Origin of the sequence: Pseudomonas sp. 22082 (genome assembly GCF_052046055.1) — a bacterium.
Lineage (GTDB): Bacteria > Pseudomonadota > Gammaproteobacteria > Pseudomonadales > Pseudomonadaceae > Aquipseudomonas > Aquipseudomonas pharyngis.
In genome coordinates, this window is the sequence record NZ_JBQEQB010000001.1 from 71,410 (window position 1) to 86,363 (window position 14,954).

At 57.3% G+C, this 14,954-nt stretch carries 18 protein-coding genes and 1 pseudogene; 12 read left to right on the top strand and 7 right to left on the bottom strand.

What is annotated here, in order from left to right:
• The 5 genes and pseudogenes from ACTJK9_RS00245 to ACTJK9_RS00265 form a co-directional block, all read left to right on the top strand.
• Positions 1 to 385 (top strand): annotated as a pseudogene (locus tag ACTJK9_RS00245) (type VI secretion system tip protein VgrG); the annotation flags it as partial.
• On the top strand, positions 382 to 1,230 hold the full coding sequence (locus ACTJK9_RS00250) for a DUF4123 domain-containing protein (RefSeq protein ID WP_221399649.1): 849 nt from the start codon (positions 382 to 384) through the stop codon (positions 1,228 to 1,230). The pseudogene ACTJK9_RS00245 and the gene ACTJK9_RS00250, both read left to right, overlap by 4 nt.
• Positions 1,227 to 2,087 carry a hypothetical protein gene (locus tag ACTJK9_RS00255; RefSeq protein WP_440811221.1) on the top strand — a complete coding sequence of 287 codons (861 nt, stop codon included), beginning with the start codon at positions 1,227 to 1,229 and terminating at the stop codon, positions 2,085 to 2,087. The genes ACTJK9_RS00250 and ACTJK9_RS00255 overlap by 4 nt, the downstream gene beginning before the upstream one ends.
• The gene (locus tag ACTJK9_RS00260) at positions 2,080 to 2,949 is read left to right on the top strand and encodes a hypothetical protein (protein ID WP_085611663.1); all 870 of its coding nucleotides are present in this window, start codon (positions 2,080 to 2,082) and stop codon (positions 2,947 to 2,949) included. The genes ACTJK9_RS00255 and ACTJK9_RS00260 overlap by 8 nt, the downstream gene beginning before the upstream one ends.
• Before the next feature lie 13 nt (positions 2,950 to 2,962).
• Complete coding sequence (locus ACTJK9_RS00265; protein ID WP_440811224.1) at positions 2,963 to 5,188, top strand: lipase family protein; 2,226 nt, start codon at positions 2,963 to 2,965, stop codon at positions 5,186 to 5,188.
• 59 nt (positions 5,189 to 5,247) lie between these two features.
• On the opposite strand, the gene ACTJK9_RS00270 is transcribed toward ACTJK9_RS00265, so the two are convergent.
• Entirely contained in the window at positions 5,248 to 5,544 is a 297-nt protein-coding gene (locus ACTJK9_RS00270; protein WP_085611665.1) for a hypothetical protein, read from the bottom strand.
• Positions 5,545 to 5,898: 354 nt separating this feature from the next.
• The gene (locus ACTJK9_RS00275; RefSeq protein ID WP_221399647.1) at positions 5,899 to 6,036 is read right to left on the bottom strand and encodes a hypothetical protein; all 138 of its coding nucleotides are present in this window, start codon (positions 6,034 to 6,036) and stop codon (positions 5,899 to 5,901) included.
• Between ACTJK9_RS00275 and ACTJK9_RS00280 the strand changes: the two genes are divergently transcribed.
• Both ACTJK9_RS00280 and ACTJK9_RS00285 read left to right on the top strand, forming a co-directional pair.
• A complete protein-coding gene (locus ACTJK9_RS00280) occupies positions 6,029 to 6,289 on the top strand; it encodes a DUF2790 domain-containing protein (RefSeq protein WP_064381740.1) in 261 nt (86 codons plus the stop codon). The two genes, ACTJK9_RS00275 and ACTJK9_RS00280, sit on opposite strands and share 8 nt — an antisense overlap.
• A gap of 90 nt (positions 6,290 to 6,379) precedes the next feature.
• Positions 6,380 to 6,778, top strand: a complete 399-nt coding sequence (locus ACTJK9_RS00285) for a hypothetical protein (RefSeq protein ID WP_221399645.1) — start codon at positions 6,380 to 6,382, stop codon at positions 6,776 to 6,778.
• Here the strand turns inward: ACTJK9_RS00285 and ACTJK9_RS00290 are convergent.
• A complete protein-coding gene (locus ACTJK9_RS00290) occupies positions 6,775 to 7,044 on the bottom strand; it encodes a DUF1652 domain-containing protein (RefSeq protein WP_039768222.1) in 270 nt (89 codons plus the stop codon). The two genes, ACTJK9_RS00285 and ACTJK9_RS00290, sit on opposite strands and share 4 nt — an antisense overlap.
• Positions 7,045 to 7,414: 370 nt before the next feature.
• Here ACTJK9_RS00290 and eco point away from each other — a divergent pair, with 370 nt between their 5' ends.
• From eco to ACTJK9_RS00305, 3 genes are all read left to right on the top strand, one after another.
• Entirely contained in the window at positions 7,415 to 7,900 is a 486-nt protein-coding gene (gene eco / locus ACTJK9_RS00295) for a serine protease inhibitor ecotin (RefSeq protein ID WP_011334035.1), read from the top strand.
• Positions 7,901 to 7,920: 20 nt separating this feature from the next.
• A complete protein-coding gene (locus ACTJK9_RS00300) occupies positions 7,921 to 8,226 on the top strand; it encodes an NIPSNAP family protein (RefSeq protein WP_039768220.1) in 306 nt (101 codons plus the stop codon).
• Between the two features lie 83 nt (positions 8,227 to 8,309).
• The gene (locus ACTJK9_RS00305; RefSeq protein ID WP_440811836.1) at positions 8,310 to 8,648 is read left to right on the top strand and encodes a DUF2834 domain-containing protein; all 339 of its coding nucleotides are present in this window, start codon (positions 8,310 to 8,312) and stop codon (positions 8,646 to 8,648) included.
• On the opposite strand, the gene ACTJK9_RS00310 is transcribed toward ACTJK9_RS00305, so the two are convergent.
• Together ACTJK9_RS00310 and ACTJK9_RS00315 are read right to left on the bottom strand one after the other, a co-directional pair.
• Positions 8,629 to 9,552, bottom strand: coding sequence for a magnesium transporter CorA family protein (locus ACTJK9_RS00310; RefSeq protein ID WP_440811226.1), 924 nt, complete (start codon positions 9,550 to 9,552; stop codon positions 8,629 to 8,631). The two genes, ACTJK9_RS00305 and ACTJK9_RS00310, sit on opposite strands and share 20 nt — an antisense overlap.
• Positions 9,553 to 9,559: 7 nt before the next feature.
• Positions 9,560 to 11,134 carry a RimK family protein gene (locus tag ACTJK9_RS00315; RefSeq protein ID WP_440811227.1) on the bottom strand — a complete coding sequence of 525 codons (1,575 nt, stop codon included), beginning with the start codon at positions 11,132 to 11,134 and terminating at the stop codon, positions 9,560 to 9,562.
• 92 nt (positions 11,135 to 11,226) lie between these two features.
• Between ACTJK9_RS00315 and ACTJK9_RS00320 the strand changes: the two genes are divergently transcribed.
• The gene (locus ACTJK9_RS00320; protein ID WP_440811229.1) at positions 11,227 to 12,330 is read left to right on the top strand and encodes a GNAT family N-acetyltransferase/peptidase C39 family protein; all 1,104 of its coding nucleotides are present in this window, start codon (positions 11,227 to 11,229) and stop codon (positions 12,328 to 12,330) included.
• Positions 12,331 to 12,336: 6 nt separating this feature from the next.
• On the opposite strand, the gene ACTJK9_RS00325 is transcribed toward ACTJK9_RS00320, so the two are convergent.
• Both ACTJK9_RS00325 and ACTJK9_RS00330 read right to left on the bottom strand, forming a co-directional pair.
• On the bottom strand, positions 12,337 to 13,482 hold the full coding sequence (locus ACTJK9_RS00325; RefSeq protein ID WP_440811231.1) for a PQQ-dependent sugar dehydrogenase: 1,146 nt from the start codon (positions 13,480 to 13,482) through the stop codon (positions 12,337 to 12,339).
• 50 nt (positions 13,483 to 13,532) lie between these two features.
• Positions 13,533 to 13,874, bottom strand: a complete 342-nt coding sequence (locus tag ACTJK9_RS00330; RefSeq protein ID WP_163975123.1) for a hypothetical protein — start codon at positions 13,872 to 13,874, stop codon at positions 13,533 to 13,535.
• A 191-nt stretch (positions 13,875 to 14,065) separates the two neighbouring features.
• Between ACTJK9_RS00330 and ku the strand changes: the two genes are divergently transcribed.
• Positions 14,066 to 14,926, top strand: coding sequence for a non-homologous end joining protein Ku (gene ku, locus ACTJK9_RS00335; protein ID WP_085611670.1), 861 nt, complete (start codon positions 14,066 to 14,068; stop codon positions 14,924 to 14,926).
• Positions 14,927 to 14,954: the final 28 nt, after the last annotated feature.

Here is a 14,954-nt window from a genome sequence, read left to right on the forward strand (position 1 = left end):
GCATGTGAAGGTCGGCACCGGGCAGTTCGTGGAAGCGGGCACGGAGATTCACTACCACGCCGGCGACAAGGTCGTGATCGAGGGTGGTATGGAGCTGACGGCCAAGGCTGGCGGCAGTTTCGTCAAGGTCGATGCGGGTGGCGTGACCATCAGCGGTGCGGAAGTGAAGGCCAACACCGGCGGTGCGCCGGGTGTCGGAACAGGCATCGGGATTCTCGAACCCGTTATCCCGTGGCTAGCGGCCAAAGACAAGGCTGGCGCCTTGCTCGTCCCGGCTGCCGCCCAAATGGCATTGGCCAAAGCTGCGCGCAAGGCCGGTGACACCCGCTGCCCTATCTGTGAGGCCTGCCGCGAAGGCAAATGTGATCTGGGAGTCGTGGCATGAGTGATGCGTTCAATAACTGGCTGGGCGAACAGTCTCGCTTCAATCGCGTCCTGATCCTCGCTCTCGACAGCCTCGCCGAACCGAACCCGGTCACGCCGTTGTACAGCGCCGGTGTAATGCAGCGCTCGGTGCAACTCTACCGACGTACCGAGTTCGCCCAGTTCGCGTCCATCAGCCCATGGCTGACTGAACTCGAAAACTCGGGCAACGAAGCGTTCCGCAAGCTGCTGGATGATCCACAGCGTAACTGGGGCTGGATCGGCAGCATGGACAAGGCCGATCTCGACAGCCTGACCCAGCACTGGATCGCACGCATGGTCATCGATGAGGATGGCGACCGCTCACTGTTCCGCTTTCAGGACAACCGCGTACTCGCCCGTTGCCTGGCCAACATGAAAGAAACTGAATGGCCGCTGCTGCTCGGACCGATCAGCAGTGTGCTGTATTGGGATGAAGATCAGTGGAAGAGCGCGGCCAACGCCAGACCGGATCTGTATCCGGTACCGAATCCCGCGCCGTGGCTCCGTACTCCCGAGTCAGGCGAACAGGCCAGAAGCATCCTGCGTGACAACCTCAAGCGCTGGTTGCTGACTTACCACGTCGACGCCGCCGCTGCACTGGCAGAAACCCGCGTGGTCAGTGAATGGCTGGAAGAACAGATGGATTTGCTTGATGAGTGGGGCTGGCGAACCGAAGAGCAACGACAGCTGATGCTGAGCCTGCGCCTTTCGCCACCCTGCGCCGCTGACATTGCCTGGGAGCCCATCCCCGGGGAAACGCCGGAACAACACTTCGACCGATGCCAACGCGTGTTCGCGGATCCGAAAGCAGGTGCCACGGCTTGAGGACTCGACTGTGGATTGCAGTCGCGGCGGTGCCAATACTCGGTGGTTGCAGCTTCGCGCGTCAGATGGCTGAAAGCAGCGTGAGTTACTACTCGTGGGATCATTTCACGCTTGTTGCTACGGTGCCTGCCAAGTTTGGCTTCACCTCCAAGGCCCACTATTACCCGAAGGCGGGTGAAAGCTGCTTAAAGTACAGTCCTGGGCTGGGTGGAATGGTGACTCGTGAACAACAGATGTCCAATAACACGGTGGCAAAGAATGTAGCGCAGACAGTGTCCACTAAAATACCACTGGAGTTTCATATTGCAGATTGTTCTATGGAGCTTGGTGGGGTTATTTATGAAGTAAATGCGACTTATGGGCCGGACGCTTGGGACCACGGGTTGGCAGTGGCTGGGGGACTATCAGTAAGCGAAGCACCGCCAAGCGTCGTTGAAACGCCAGTTCCAGATCTTATTGAACAAAGAAGACTCTGCGCTTGGATGTTTCAGATCAGCAAGTCCAAGGCAAAACTCGACGAAATAGAAAAGCTTCTCTCATGTAAGGCCGCCGATGAACGCTGGTCAGTCTCAAAGAAAAAATACGAAAAACGTAACCCGGGTGGCTCCTTCGCAAGAAGTCAATTAGTTGGGAAAACTGTAAAAGTCGACTTTCGCCTATCCACTGAAGAGTATCCATCGGTGGGCGATACTTGGCTGAAATTTCCTGAAGGCTGGAAGCCTTGCCTTGGAGATGGGCTCAATGACCCTTATGGATTCTGCACTAAAAACAACAGAAACTTCAGAACCTTCAAAATGAATAAACGCGAGTGCACCATCTATCCTAATTGCGTTGAACAGGGAGTAGTTCATGACTAGCAAGTATTTTTCATGTGGTCCTCAAGCCGTGTTCTTCCTTGCTCTGCCATTGGTAGGTGCATGCAGCTTTGCGGGACAGATTGCTAAGGACTCCGTTGAAGGAGCTACCAGCTATTACAGCCGGGAACACTTCACGTTAGTTGCCACGATTCCTGCTAAATTTGGTTTCACATCCAAAGCCATCTACTCGCCTAAAAGTGGTGAAAAATGCGAGACCTACAGCCCAGGCCTCGGTGGAAATGTTACTCGCCAGCAACAAAATTCGAATACAACTGACGCCAAAGACATCGAGCAAACAGTATCCACAGACATTCCGTTGGAGTACCACATTGCTGATTGTTCAATGGAGCTTACGCGCGTTAGCTACGAGGTGAGCGCCAGATATGGGACGGGGTCGCTGGATAGTGATTTAGAGTTGGCTGGAGGTATTTCGGCAACATCTACAAAAACCAGAGCCAATCCAGAAGCACACGAAAGAACGGTCGAGCAGAGAGGACTATGTTCCTGGCTCTTTAAAATCAGCAATTCAAAAATAACAAAAGGACAAGTCGAGAAAATTCTGTCCTGCTATGCAGCCAATGAAAACTGGGAAATCTCCGACAATAGGTCTAAACGGCGTAAACCAGGTGGCGCAATTCAGAGAGCGGAATTGGCGAATAAAACCGTAAAAATAGAATTTCGGCTCTCAGCTGAAGAGCGCCCAGCGATAAATGACACATGGATAAAGGTTCCCGAAGGCTGGAAGCCATGCCTCGGAGAGGGACAGGATGATCCATATGGATTTTGCGGTGGACTAACTGACAAGTTTAGAACCTTCAAACTGAATGGAAAGGAATGCACGGTTTATCCGGGCTGCAATTAAAGGGATTAAATCGATGGATAAAAATGAAGCTTCACAACTGAGCGATCAGCGACGTTCGTGCCCTTTAAGAGGGAACTGGATCAGTTTCCGTTTAGTAGACGAGTTTGGAGAAGGCAAGCCATATGCGGGCCTATCCTATGAGCTTTCAGACACCGAAGGCGAAAAAAAATCTGGGACACTGGATGCAGATGGGTATGCAAAAATAGAAGGCAGTTATGCAGGCCCAGCGATTCTCACATTAAACAAAACATATAATGGCGCAGACAAATTTTATAAGTTTATTTCAGGTCGCGATTATTACAATATACCTGTAACTGAGTTTCAAGCCGCCGCTGAGCAAACACTTAGACGCCCAATCGACAGCACAGGCAAAACAGGCGCTTACCGCGCCTCGGCCGAAAAAGGCGAATATCACAACGTCGAAGTCCGCGACCTTGTCGAGTTCACCAAGCATTTGCCTCCTGCCGCCAAACTTTCCAGCCCTGTGCCCGCAGGTTGCGCCAAACTCGCCCGTGATTTCGCTGGAGACAAAGTTCCAAGTTTTGGAGTGGGCCTACTTCCTGAGAAACATTACGTTCTCGAAGTACGCGCCTTGCGCGCGTTCAGGCCACTTTTGTCTTTGGCCCCCGAGTTTAGTGCGCTGAACTTGTATCAACTATCGTTGCTCGCCACATTGAGCTACGGTGCTTTTGGTCAGACGCCAGAAAAACCTGACACAGCCCCCAAAAAAGATTTCGAGTTCACCTATCCCAAGCGCGGCACCATTGGCCATGTGCTGAATACCTGCCTTGCTTGCTTCGAAGAGCCGTCAAGTTACGCGGACTCCAAGAAACCATCGTTCCCACTGGTCGAGGATGTTCCCTATTCAAAGCGCCTGGAAATAGTGCCTTTCGACCCTGAGCTTTACCCACAAAACGACCCATCTTCCGGTGAAGAGCTGGAAACGCCAATGAGCGTGCACTTTTTCAACGATTCGAGAAAGGGCTCCACTGACTGGAAGAACACCGACACCCAGGCCTATGCCACTCACGATGACCGGGTAATTCTCATCGGTGTGAGAGGTACAGCGGAAGGCTGGGACGCCTGGCGTGATGTCGATGCCCAACAAGTGCCGATTGAGGGTGGAACGGGTAAAGCGCACCAAGGTTTCTACGAAGCATTCATGGCGTTGCGTCCATTCATCGAGCGTTACGTTCTTCGCTTCCGCACCGACCAAAAAATCCTCGTCTGCGGCCACAGCCTCGGCGGTGCCATCGCGTTGCTGCTCTCCGAATGGCTGCACCGCGAGATCACCGATGACGTCATTCTCTATACCTTCGGTTCTCCCCGCGCCGGTGACAAAGATTTTGTCGAGTCAGCGAGCGGGTTGACTCACCACCGAATTGTCAACCAGAACGACCCGGTTCCCAGCGTCCCGGCCGGCTGGATGGACACCAAAAAACCGATCTGGATCACCGGCCTCGCCGCAACGGTATCCGGCGTTCTGACGCCAGCCGCAGGCGGAGTGGTTATGGCGGTCGGTATGGGGCGCTTCGGCGGTAAGCCTTACTGGCACCATGGCGAGCAGCGCTATTTCATGCCATTGCAACTGCCCGGCCGACAGCTCTCCTCCGTTCTGTGGACCCCGGGATGCGAAGGCTATGAAGAAGCCGCCATGAATCGCTGTCTGAAGCAGCTGAAAAACAACGACACGCCAGACCGCAAGAACTTTTTGACTCAGGCGGCCAACGGCGCCGACCACAAGATGCTGGACGGCTATATTCCAGCGTGTTGGGCATCGCTTCGCCGCTGGCAGGACACACAGCAAACCGGCGGCTACATCATCAGTACGACGGAGTCCAATCGTCTGAAGCTGGAAATCGAGACGTATCGCACGGAACTGGAGAAATGGCAGCGTGAAGCCAGTGCCGAGTTCCCGGGCGGCACAATCGAAAGCCGGCCCCAGGATCGCGCTACTGCGCTGCAACGTCGCTCGACCATGTCGGACCTTCAGGATCGCCAGACAGCCATCCGCCAGGCCATTCGACACAATGAAAAAGAACTCAAAGCCCTTGAGGGTACGCTGCAAACGGTGATCACCCTGAGCAAAACCAAACTCACGATGACGGACCTCTATGGCGATTGCAGCTCACTGCCAGAGTTGCAAATCCACATCGACAGATGGGCTGAACATCGTGAGAACCAGGAGTCTGTGCGTCTCGCGCAAATTCCTTCTTCTACGTCTGCCAGCATGGCTTGAAGTGAAAACGTGGGGTTTAACGGGAAAACAGTCTGTTTCCCGTTAAATCCTTACGGATGTCAGGCAGGTGCAGTCCAGTTCAACATTTTCTGCTGCGCAACCTGCAGCAAATCACTGCCATCCTGCGTCAGCAGGTACAGCGCATGGGTGATGTGGGGAATGTCCTGGACGTCGGCGTGTTTGAAGCACAGGCAGTGCAGGGTTTCGAGCAGGTCGGCTGCGGCGCGGATACGTTGCACGGCGGCTTCGAAGAGGTCTTTTGGGTTGGCTTGGGTGTCGATGACCAGCGGTGCGCTGTCAGTGACGCCGCTGTTGAGCGGGAGGTAGCGAGCGGAGCTTAGTTTCAGTATTGGCATTGTCATTACTCGATAGGCTTCAATGACCCGCCGACACCGTGACCAAACGATGGGAGGCGGACTGTATGCAAGGCTTGGTCAACTGAGAAACCCGATCAGCTCGCCCGAAGGCGCCCCTGCACACAGCCGCCACAGCAATGTACTCCGAAGACATGAATGTCCGCGGCGCGAATCATGGCACAGATGTGTCGAGTTTTTCAGGTGACCAAACCTAAGTCGCTGATTTTGCAGCGACGCCAAACCATAACCGCCCCACTCCAGCCCCCGAAAGCAGACAAGGCATCCACCCTTGTAGGAATCCGCCGAGACTCCCCCACGAAACAATCCCGCCCAGACAGCCGGCGTTCAGCCCGGTTAACCATCGCTTAACGCCGCGGTCAAAAACTTTACTGAACCGCACACCCTCAGCCCCTGGCTGACGCCCAGTGCGGCAGGTTTGGCTTGCAACATGCCGAACTCCATTTCCGTCGCACCGGAGTCCATCATGAACATTCGTCCGTTCCTGCTCACCACCGCCCTCGCCTGCACCGCGTTTGCCGGGCTGGCCCAGGCCAATGACACTTCCAAGGCTGTTCCCTATGAATACGGCATGCCGTTGCACGTAGCCAAAGTGGTTTCCCTGACCGAGCCGCCGACGCAGGAGTGCAAGGTCATCACCGCCGACATGAAGTACCTCGACAACACCGGTAAACCGGAAGAAATCAGTTACCGGAAATTATCTGACGCGTGCAGTTTCCAAAACTGACAGAAAGCTCTGATTTGCGGCTTTGCGGTAGGCGAGCACGGGTCTCGAAGAGTATGCTCGGGCCCCTCCTCACTGCCGCAAGGATTCGCCATGCAGTTGTCGTTTCGCACGTTGTCGACCCTCACCTTCTCCCTGTGTTTTCTGTTGTCCCTGGCCTGGGGTTTGGCGCCACAGATGTTGCTGGCGATCTGGAGTATCGAGTATTCGGAGGCAGCCGGATTCGTCGCACGACGCAGCGCGGTGCTGTTTGCAGCCTTGGGGGTGATGTTTTATCTGGTGCGCAACGCGCCTGTGTCGATCGCGCGCAATGCGCTGAGTAACGGCTTTATCGTCGGCTGTGTTGGCCTGGCGGTGCTGGGGTTTGCTGAATGGCTCAACGGCCACGCCGGCCCCGGGATTCTGCTCGCGGTGCTGGTCGAGTTCGCGCTGGGCCTTGGCTTCTTGCAGGCCCGGCGCGTGACGGTCGAACTGGGTGAAACAGTCGGTTAGACGACTCGGGATCGCGGCACTGAATGATGGGTTGCCGTTTGTTGCGCAAGATCCGAGCGCAACCCGGCGATCAGGCCGTTGATTTCGCGACAGCTGTTCAAATGACTGGCATCGATGCCACTCACCTGCAGCTCAACCTGATCGGTCTGGTGATCGCCATACACCTTGACGGTCATCGACAGATCCGGGGACAGCGTGCACTGGCAGCGTTTCGGTAGAAAGCTGCTTTCAATGATGTTGCGGAGTTCCAAGGCAGACAGAAACATGGCGAAACCTCTCCTTACTGTGAGACTGCCAATCAAGTATTCACGTCGACCGATGCCACGGTTCCCACGGGTGTGTCCCCGCTGAATCCTTGGGTGTGACAAGCGGCTGTACTGCGAAATGCCCATTGGAGTGTAGGCGCCCGAACTCGGTGCGCTGCACCAAATAAACGCATAAAACGTGCCTTTCATCAGGTTGCATTCACCTCCTTGCAAATCAATGACTTGGCCAAAACGCAGGCAACTGGCCAGTTGCAAAATGCAAGATTCGATCGTGCAGGCACTGCAATTTGCAAGCGGCTGGCGGTTTGCATTCATCGCCTGCGACAGTGAGAATGCCCGTCAACCAACGTACACCCGCCAGGAGGCTTCAATGGGAAATTTCACCGTCCGCGCGACGGCCGGCCTGATGCTCGCCAGCCTGTCCACCCTCGCCCACGCCGCCAAGCTTGAAGACACCGCGCCTTATCCGAAGGCCGAAGCGGGCTTCACGCGCCAGGTCATCCACCTGCCGCAACAGGCTCAGGAAGAAAACTTCAAAGTCGAAATCCTCGCCGGCAAAACCCTCGAAGTCGATTGCAACCGCCAGCGTCTGGGCGGCACCCTCGAAGAGAAAAACCTCGAAGGCTGGGGCTATCCGTTCTACCGCCTGGAAAAAGTCAGCGGCCCGATGAGCACGCTGATGGCCTGCCCGCCCGGCACCCAGAAAAAACGCGTATTCGTGCCGGTGATCGGTGACGGTTTCACCGTGCGCTACAACAGCAAGCTGCCGATCGTGGTTTACGCACCGCAGGACGTTGAAGTGCGTTTCCGTATCTGGTCGGCTTCGGACAAGATTGGCGTGGCAATACCTGAATAATCTGCAAAGGAGCCGCAGCCTTGATTACCTGCCACGTCAGATACGTGATTGATCCCTATCAGTTGGACGCATTCGAAGCCTACGCCAAGACCTGGCTCGGCATCGTCGAACGGCTGGGAGGAACGCATCATGGTTACTTCCTGCCCTCGGAAGGCGCGAGCAATATCGCGTATTGCCTGTTCAGTTTCCCGTCGCTGGCGGATTACGAAAGTTATCGCCACATTGCACTGACCGACCCGGAAAGCACGGCGTTGGTGGCCGATCTGGTCGAAAAGAAGTTCATCATCAGCTACGAGCGCAGTTTTCTACGCCCACTGCTGCCCTGAACGCTTCAACGCCGTTGGCAACTGCCAACGGCTGATAGCTGCGCAACTTGAAATTCCGACTCATCTGCCCAAGGAAGGAATACCTGATGTCCATCGCCCTGCCCCTCACCGCGTTGATTGCCTTCAGCGGCTACACCGTCTCCGTGATGCTTCAGGCGGAACAGTCGCTGATCGACTTCGGCATCAGCCTGATGTCGCGGCCCGACACCGCGCAGGTGGTGATCGATCTCTATCTGCTGGCAACCCTGGCGGGCGTCTGGATGTACAAGGATGCGCGCAAGCGCGGGCAGTCGGGCTGGTCGGTGGTGCCGTATCTGTTGCTGACGGCGGTATTTGTTTCGGTCGGGCCGTTGTTGTACCTGGTGGTCCGGGGCCTGCAGGATCGCAAGCGTTCGGCACCGGTCATTTCGCCAGACGCCTGAGCCCGAACAGCATCCCGCCGGCCCCCAACAGCATCGCTGCCAGAAACAACGGGTACGACACCCACCACGGCGTGCCGGCGGTCATCATGCTGAATTCCGACATGCCGCCAATGCTGGCAATCAGGTTGAGCGGCAGAAACACCACGTTGATCAGCGTCAGTTTGCGCAGCAGGTTGTTCATGCTGTTGTTCATCAGGTTGCCACGGGCGTCGATCAGCCCGGAGAACACCGTCGAATAGATTTCCGCCTGCTTGTAGCACTGGTTGTTTTCGATGATCAGGTCGTCGATAAGGCCGATCGCTTCGCTGCCGAAATGCTGTTTTTCCGCGTGATTGCGCAGCCGCGTGAGCACCGCGCCGTTGCTGTGCAAGGCGTTGATGTAATAGATCAGGCTTTCGCTAAGGTTGAACATTTGCACCAGATGCTGGTTCTGCATCGAGGCGTTGAATTTCTGCTGCAACTCCCGGGCGACCAGTTTGATCACCTTCAGATGCCCGAGGTAGTGATGGATGTTGTTGAACAGCAAATCCAGCAACACATCCAGCGGCGTGTTCAGTGGCTTGCGTGTGCCAATACCGTGCAGCGGCGTGTCGTCCGTGGCGATGACCAGCAACTGACCCGGTGAGAACAGCAAACCACAGGACGACACCTCGAATGCCAGGCTGCCGCCCCCGGAATAGTTTTCCGGGCGTTTCCAGATCAGGAACAGATGATCGGGGTGAAACTCGATCCGTGACACCTCGTCCGGGTCGAGCGCCGAGGCCAGCGCGTGTTCATCGAGTTTGAAGTGACTGTGGAGCAAGTCGCGCTCGGCGGCGTCCAGGTCGCTGAACAGCATCACCTCGGCGTCCAGCCGCTCGACCCGCTGCAAGGCGCCGTGATTGAGTGCAAAGCTGTTGATCATCGGCCGCTCACCAGGCCTGGCCACGACGTTTGAGCTCGAGACGGCGCACGAATTCTTCCAGCACCAGCGAATACAGATCGTCTTGCAGGTAGGCGTCTTCGATGCCCGCGTCGAGGTTCGGGTTGTCGTTGACCTCGATCACCACGACTTTGTCGCCGGCCTGTTTCAGATCGACGCCATACAAGCCGTCGCCGATCAGGTTGGCGGTCTTCACCGCCAGTTCCACCACCGCGCGCGGCGCTTCGTGGATCGCCAGCGTGCGGCATTCGCCGTTGACGTCCTGGCCCTTGGCCTTGTGGTTGTAGATCTGCCAATGGCCCTTGGACATGAAGTACTGGCAGGCAAAGATCGGTTTGCGGTTGAGCACGCCGATGCGCCAGTCGTACTCGGTGTAGAAAAATTCCTGGGCCAGCAACAGCACCGAGTGTTCGAACAGCTCGGCGGTGGCCTCCAGCAAAGCCTGTTGGCTCTCGACCTTGATCACGCCGCGGGAGAAACAGCCGTCGGGGATCTTCAGTACCAGCGGAAAACCGAGGCGCTCGCCGACCCGTTCGAAGTCTTCGGGTCGCTCCTTGTAGAGAATTTCCGTGGCGGGCATGCCCAGTTGATAGCTGTTGAGCAGGTCAGTGAGATAGACCTTGTTGGTGCAGCGCAGGATCGACGTCGGGTCGTCCATCACCACCAGCCCTTCACTTTCGGCCTTCTTGGCGAAGCGATAAGTGTGGTTGTCGACGCTGGTGGTCTCGCGGATCAGCAGGCCGTCGTACTCGGCCAGCCTTGCGTAGTCCTTGCGTTCGATCAGCTCGACATCGATGCCCATGCTTTTGCCGACCCGCACGAAGTTTTCCAGTGCGCGGGCGTTGGATGGCGGCAAGGCTTCCTGCGGATCATGCAGGATCGCCAGGTCATATCGCGCCACTTGCGGCGAACGCGGTACACGCCAGATCTTGCGACTGAAGCCGTCCAGCGCATTGGCGAACTGATCCTCCTGATCGTCGCGCAACTTGTGCAAGGCGCCAGACTTTATACCTTCGATGTGCCAGCCGTTAGTTCGACGAAACTCAACTAACAGAATCGGACACGGGAATACTTCAAACAATTGCCGGGCCAGATCCTGCAACGGCTCTATATGGGTTCTGCCGAAATAAAGTGTCAGCGTAAAACCTTCAGTGTCGCTGTAGAGATGATGGCTGAGGGCTTTTTCCAGGGTTTTATCCAGGTCATCCAGCGCCAGACCGTAAAGGGATTTTCGGGTCAGTTCGCTGATGGTGCGTACCGACGGAATCACCTTGTGCCCTCGAGCCTCCGCCAGCAGAGAGCAATAGTAGCCGTGGCCCAGGTACTTGTAGCTGCGGCACAGATTGATCACCTGCACCCGTTTTCCCGGCTCGCTGTCGGGCGGTTGTTCGAGATATTCCTGGGCCGTCAGGATGTCTTCGCTTGGAAAGTACGAGGCCCAGTCTTCCTTGCGTTCGACGATGATCAACACTTGACTGGACGTTCTGATCTGCGGTTTTAAATAAGTTGCCGGTGGCAAACTTTGACTGGATACTTCGCGCCAATGACCCTGTACCGCTGACATAGAAATTGATCCGTTGGAGAACAAGACCTTTTCTATTAAGCACGAAGTTTTTCGAAAGTCCCGTTTCGTTACGCAACTTTTACGGTGGTCATATGAATGCTGTTTTTCGCCTGGCGGTCGTTGATGATTTGCCAGCGTTGCTCACGCTGGAGATGCACTGCTTCACCACGGACCGGCTCACACGCCGCAGTTTCCAATGGATGATCACCCGGGCCCACGGGCAATTGTGGGTGGCCGAACGCGAGGGTCAACTGGCCGGTTATGCGCTGGTGCTGTTTCATCGCGGCACCTCGCTGGCCCGTCTGTATTCCATTGCGATTGCTCCCGAGGCGCGCGGCGGTGGTCTGGGCAAGCAATTGCTGCAACGGATCGAGGCCTGTGCGCTTGAGCACGACTGCGCCTATCTGCGGCTGGAAGTGCGCACCGACAACCCCGCCGCCATCGCCCTGTACGAGCGTAACGGCTACCGGCGCTTTGCACTGATCCATGACTACTACGAGGATCACGCCGACGCGCTGCGTCTGGAGAAACGCATTCTCCAGCACCACGATTCGCGCAACATCAAAGTCCCCTATTACCGACAAACCACCGATTTCACCTGCGGCCCGGCCTGCTTGCTGATGGCCATGGGTGCGCTAAAGGCCGATCGCTTGCTGGAACGGCGCGAGGAATTGCAGTTGTGGCGCGAGGCAACCACGGTGTTCATGACGGCCGGCCATGGCGGTTGCAGCCCGCAAGGCTTGGCTCTGGCGGCTTGGCGCCGGGGTTTCGGAGTGCGATTGCAACTGAGCATGACCGGGCCCCTGTTTCTCGACGGCGTGCGCGATGCGCATAAAAAAGACGTCATGCGCCTGGTCCATGACGAGTTCATGGCGCAACTGAACGACACCGATGTCGATCAAGTCATCGGCGTAACGCTGGACTTACCCACGCTGCTGGCCAACGGTGGTCAACCCTTGGTGCTGATCAGCAGCTATCGGCTAACCCGTTCCAAGTCGCCGCACTGGGTGATCGTCACCGACTGCGATGAGGACTTCGTTTACCTGCACGACCCGGATGTCGACCACAGCCAGCATCGCCAGCCCATGGACTGCCAGCACGTGCCGGTCAGCCATGGGGAGTTCGAGAAAATGTGCCGCTTTGGTCGTGGCAAGTTGCGGGCGGCGGTGGTGCTCTACGCGCGGTCACCCGCATGAACGGGGCTACTTGAGTCCCACCTTGTACAGCGAACCGTCGGACTCATCGGTCAGCACATACAGGTAACCATCCGGCCCCTGGCGTACATCACGAATCCGTTGCTTCAGTTCGCCCAGCAAGCGTTCTTCATGCACCACCTTGTCGCCGTCGAACTGCAAGCGGATCAGCTCCTGCGTCACCAGCGCACCGATGAACAGATTATGCTGCCACGGCTTGAAGCGGTCGGCATCGTAGAACGCCATGCCGGTGACGCCCGGGGATTTTTCCCAGACATGGTGCGGCCCGACCGTGCCTTCGGCGGTCTTGCCCTTGGCTTCCGGGATCGGTTGCATGGAGTAGTTGATGCCGTGGGTTGCCAGCGGCCAACCGTAGTTCTTGCCGCGTTCGATGATGTTCACTTCATCGCCACCACGCGGGCCGTGCTCGTTTCCCCATAAGGTGCCGGTCCATGGATTGAGTGCGGCGCCCTGGGGATTACGGTGGCCGTAGGACCAGATCTCCGGGCGCACGCCGGGCTGGCCGACAAAGGGATTGTCGTCCGGCACCTTGCCGTCGGGGTAGATCCGCACGACCTTGCCTTGCAGCTTGTCCAGGTCCTGCGCGGTCGGGCGGTCGTTGTTTTCGCCCAGGGTGATGAACAGATAACCGTCCCGGTCAAACACCAGCCGCGAGCCGAAGTGATTGCCGACCGACAGTTTCGGTTCCTGACGGAAAATCACGTTGAAGTCCTTCAGGGTTTTCAGGTCGTCCGACAGGCGCCCGCGCCCCACCGCCGTTCCGGCCTTGTCACCCGCACCGCCGCCCTCGGCGTACGACAGGTACACGAGGCGATCCTGTTTGAAATCCGGTGACAGCACCACATCGAGCAATCCGCCCTGCCCCTTGGCCCAGACGTCTGGCACACCGGTGATCGGCGCAGACAGCTTGCCGTCGGCATCCACCACGCGCAGGTTACCGGGACGTTCGGTCACCAGCATGCCCTGGCGATCAGGAAGGAAGGCCAGAGCCCATGGATGCTCGAGGCCCTGGGTAATCGTTGTGACTTCAAGGGTGCCCTGCTCGCTTTGCAGCTCTTTGGGAGCGGCGGCGAATGCCGGGGCGGCGATCAGTGCACTGGCACACAGGCCGGCCAGAAGGGTTTTACGCAACATGCACGATTCCTTTTGTTCGTTTGAAGGGCTGACAGAAGCGGTTCTGCCATTCAACGGTTGCTCCCGCTGTCACGGGCTGGAGGGTTGGGGATGAAGGTGGGTGGCGTGCTCGGCACGGAGCGCAGCGGCTGACCATTGCCGATACCGCGATTCTCCAGGGTCGGCGGCCGTGGTACGGGCACCGTATTCGGCCCGCGAACAGGCGGAGCGCTGGGCTGGGTGCCCTGCATGCTGTTGGGGTTCGCCCGGCGGATCGGGCTGTTGTAGGGGTTGTTACTGTTGCCGGTCGGACTTTGTGCCAGCAGCAGCGATGTATGGCTTATTGCGCCATCGGCGTGAACCAGCCCGCCACTGAGGGCGAGCAACGCAATGCCAAGCAGGAAACGGTTCATGAACGGCCTCTTTCGGTGCGCAGGGACTAGAGCCTTCGAGTCCACGCTACGCCGTGGGTTCGCATTTGTTAACCCGTCACCGCTAAACAAGATGTAACACGGCTTGACCTGACGTTTAGCGGCCCCCAGCAAACAACGGAAACTTTTACGCCGGGCCACGGGTCACCCGAACATCACTCGGAGAACAGCACATGGCTCGGGCAATCTGGAAAGGCGCAATCAGTTTCGGTCTGGTCCACATCCCCGTGGCGCTGGTCTCGGCGACGTCATCCCAAGGCGTCGACTTCGACTGGCTCGACAGCCGCAGCATGGACCCGGTCGGCTATAAACGGGTCAACAAGGTGACCGGCAAGGAAGTCACCAAGGAGCACATCGTCAAAGGTGTGCAGTTCGAAAAGGGCCGCTATGTGGTGCTCAGCGAAGAAGAAATCCGCTCGGCACACCCGGTTTCAACCCAGACCATCGATATCTTCGCCTTTGTCGACAGTGAACAGATCCCGCTGCAGAACATCGACACGCCCTATTACCTGGCGCCGGACAAGCGTGGCGGCAAGGTCTATGCCTTGCTGCGTGAAACCCTGAGCAAAACCCGGAAGGTCGCCCTCGCCCGAGTGGTTTTACATACGCGCCAATACCTGGCGGCGCTGATGCCTCTGGAGTCGGCGCTGGTGCTGGTGAAGTTGCGCTGGCCGCAGGAAGTGCGCAGCCTGGACGAACTTGAGCTGGGCAGCGAAGTGACCAAGCCGCAACTGGCCAAGGGCGAGCTGGACATGGCCAAACGGCTGGTGGAAGACATGACAGCGGACTGGACGCCCGAGGATTACAACGACGAGTTCGAAGACAAAATCATGGCGCTGGTGGACAAGAAGGCCCATGAAGGCAAGATCGAAGACGTTGAAACCGTTTCCGCTGAAGAAGAGCGCAAATCGGCCGATGTTATTGACCTGACCGAACTGCTCAAGCGCAGCCTCGGCGGGAAAGCCCCGGCCAAACCGGCGAAGAAGACGGCCAGCAAGACAACAGCGGCGAAGAAGACCAAAAAAGCGTCGTGAAAATGAAATCGGGCGACTGTCTTTCAAC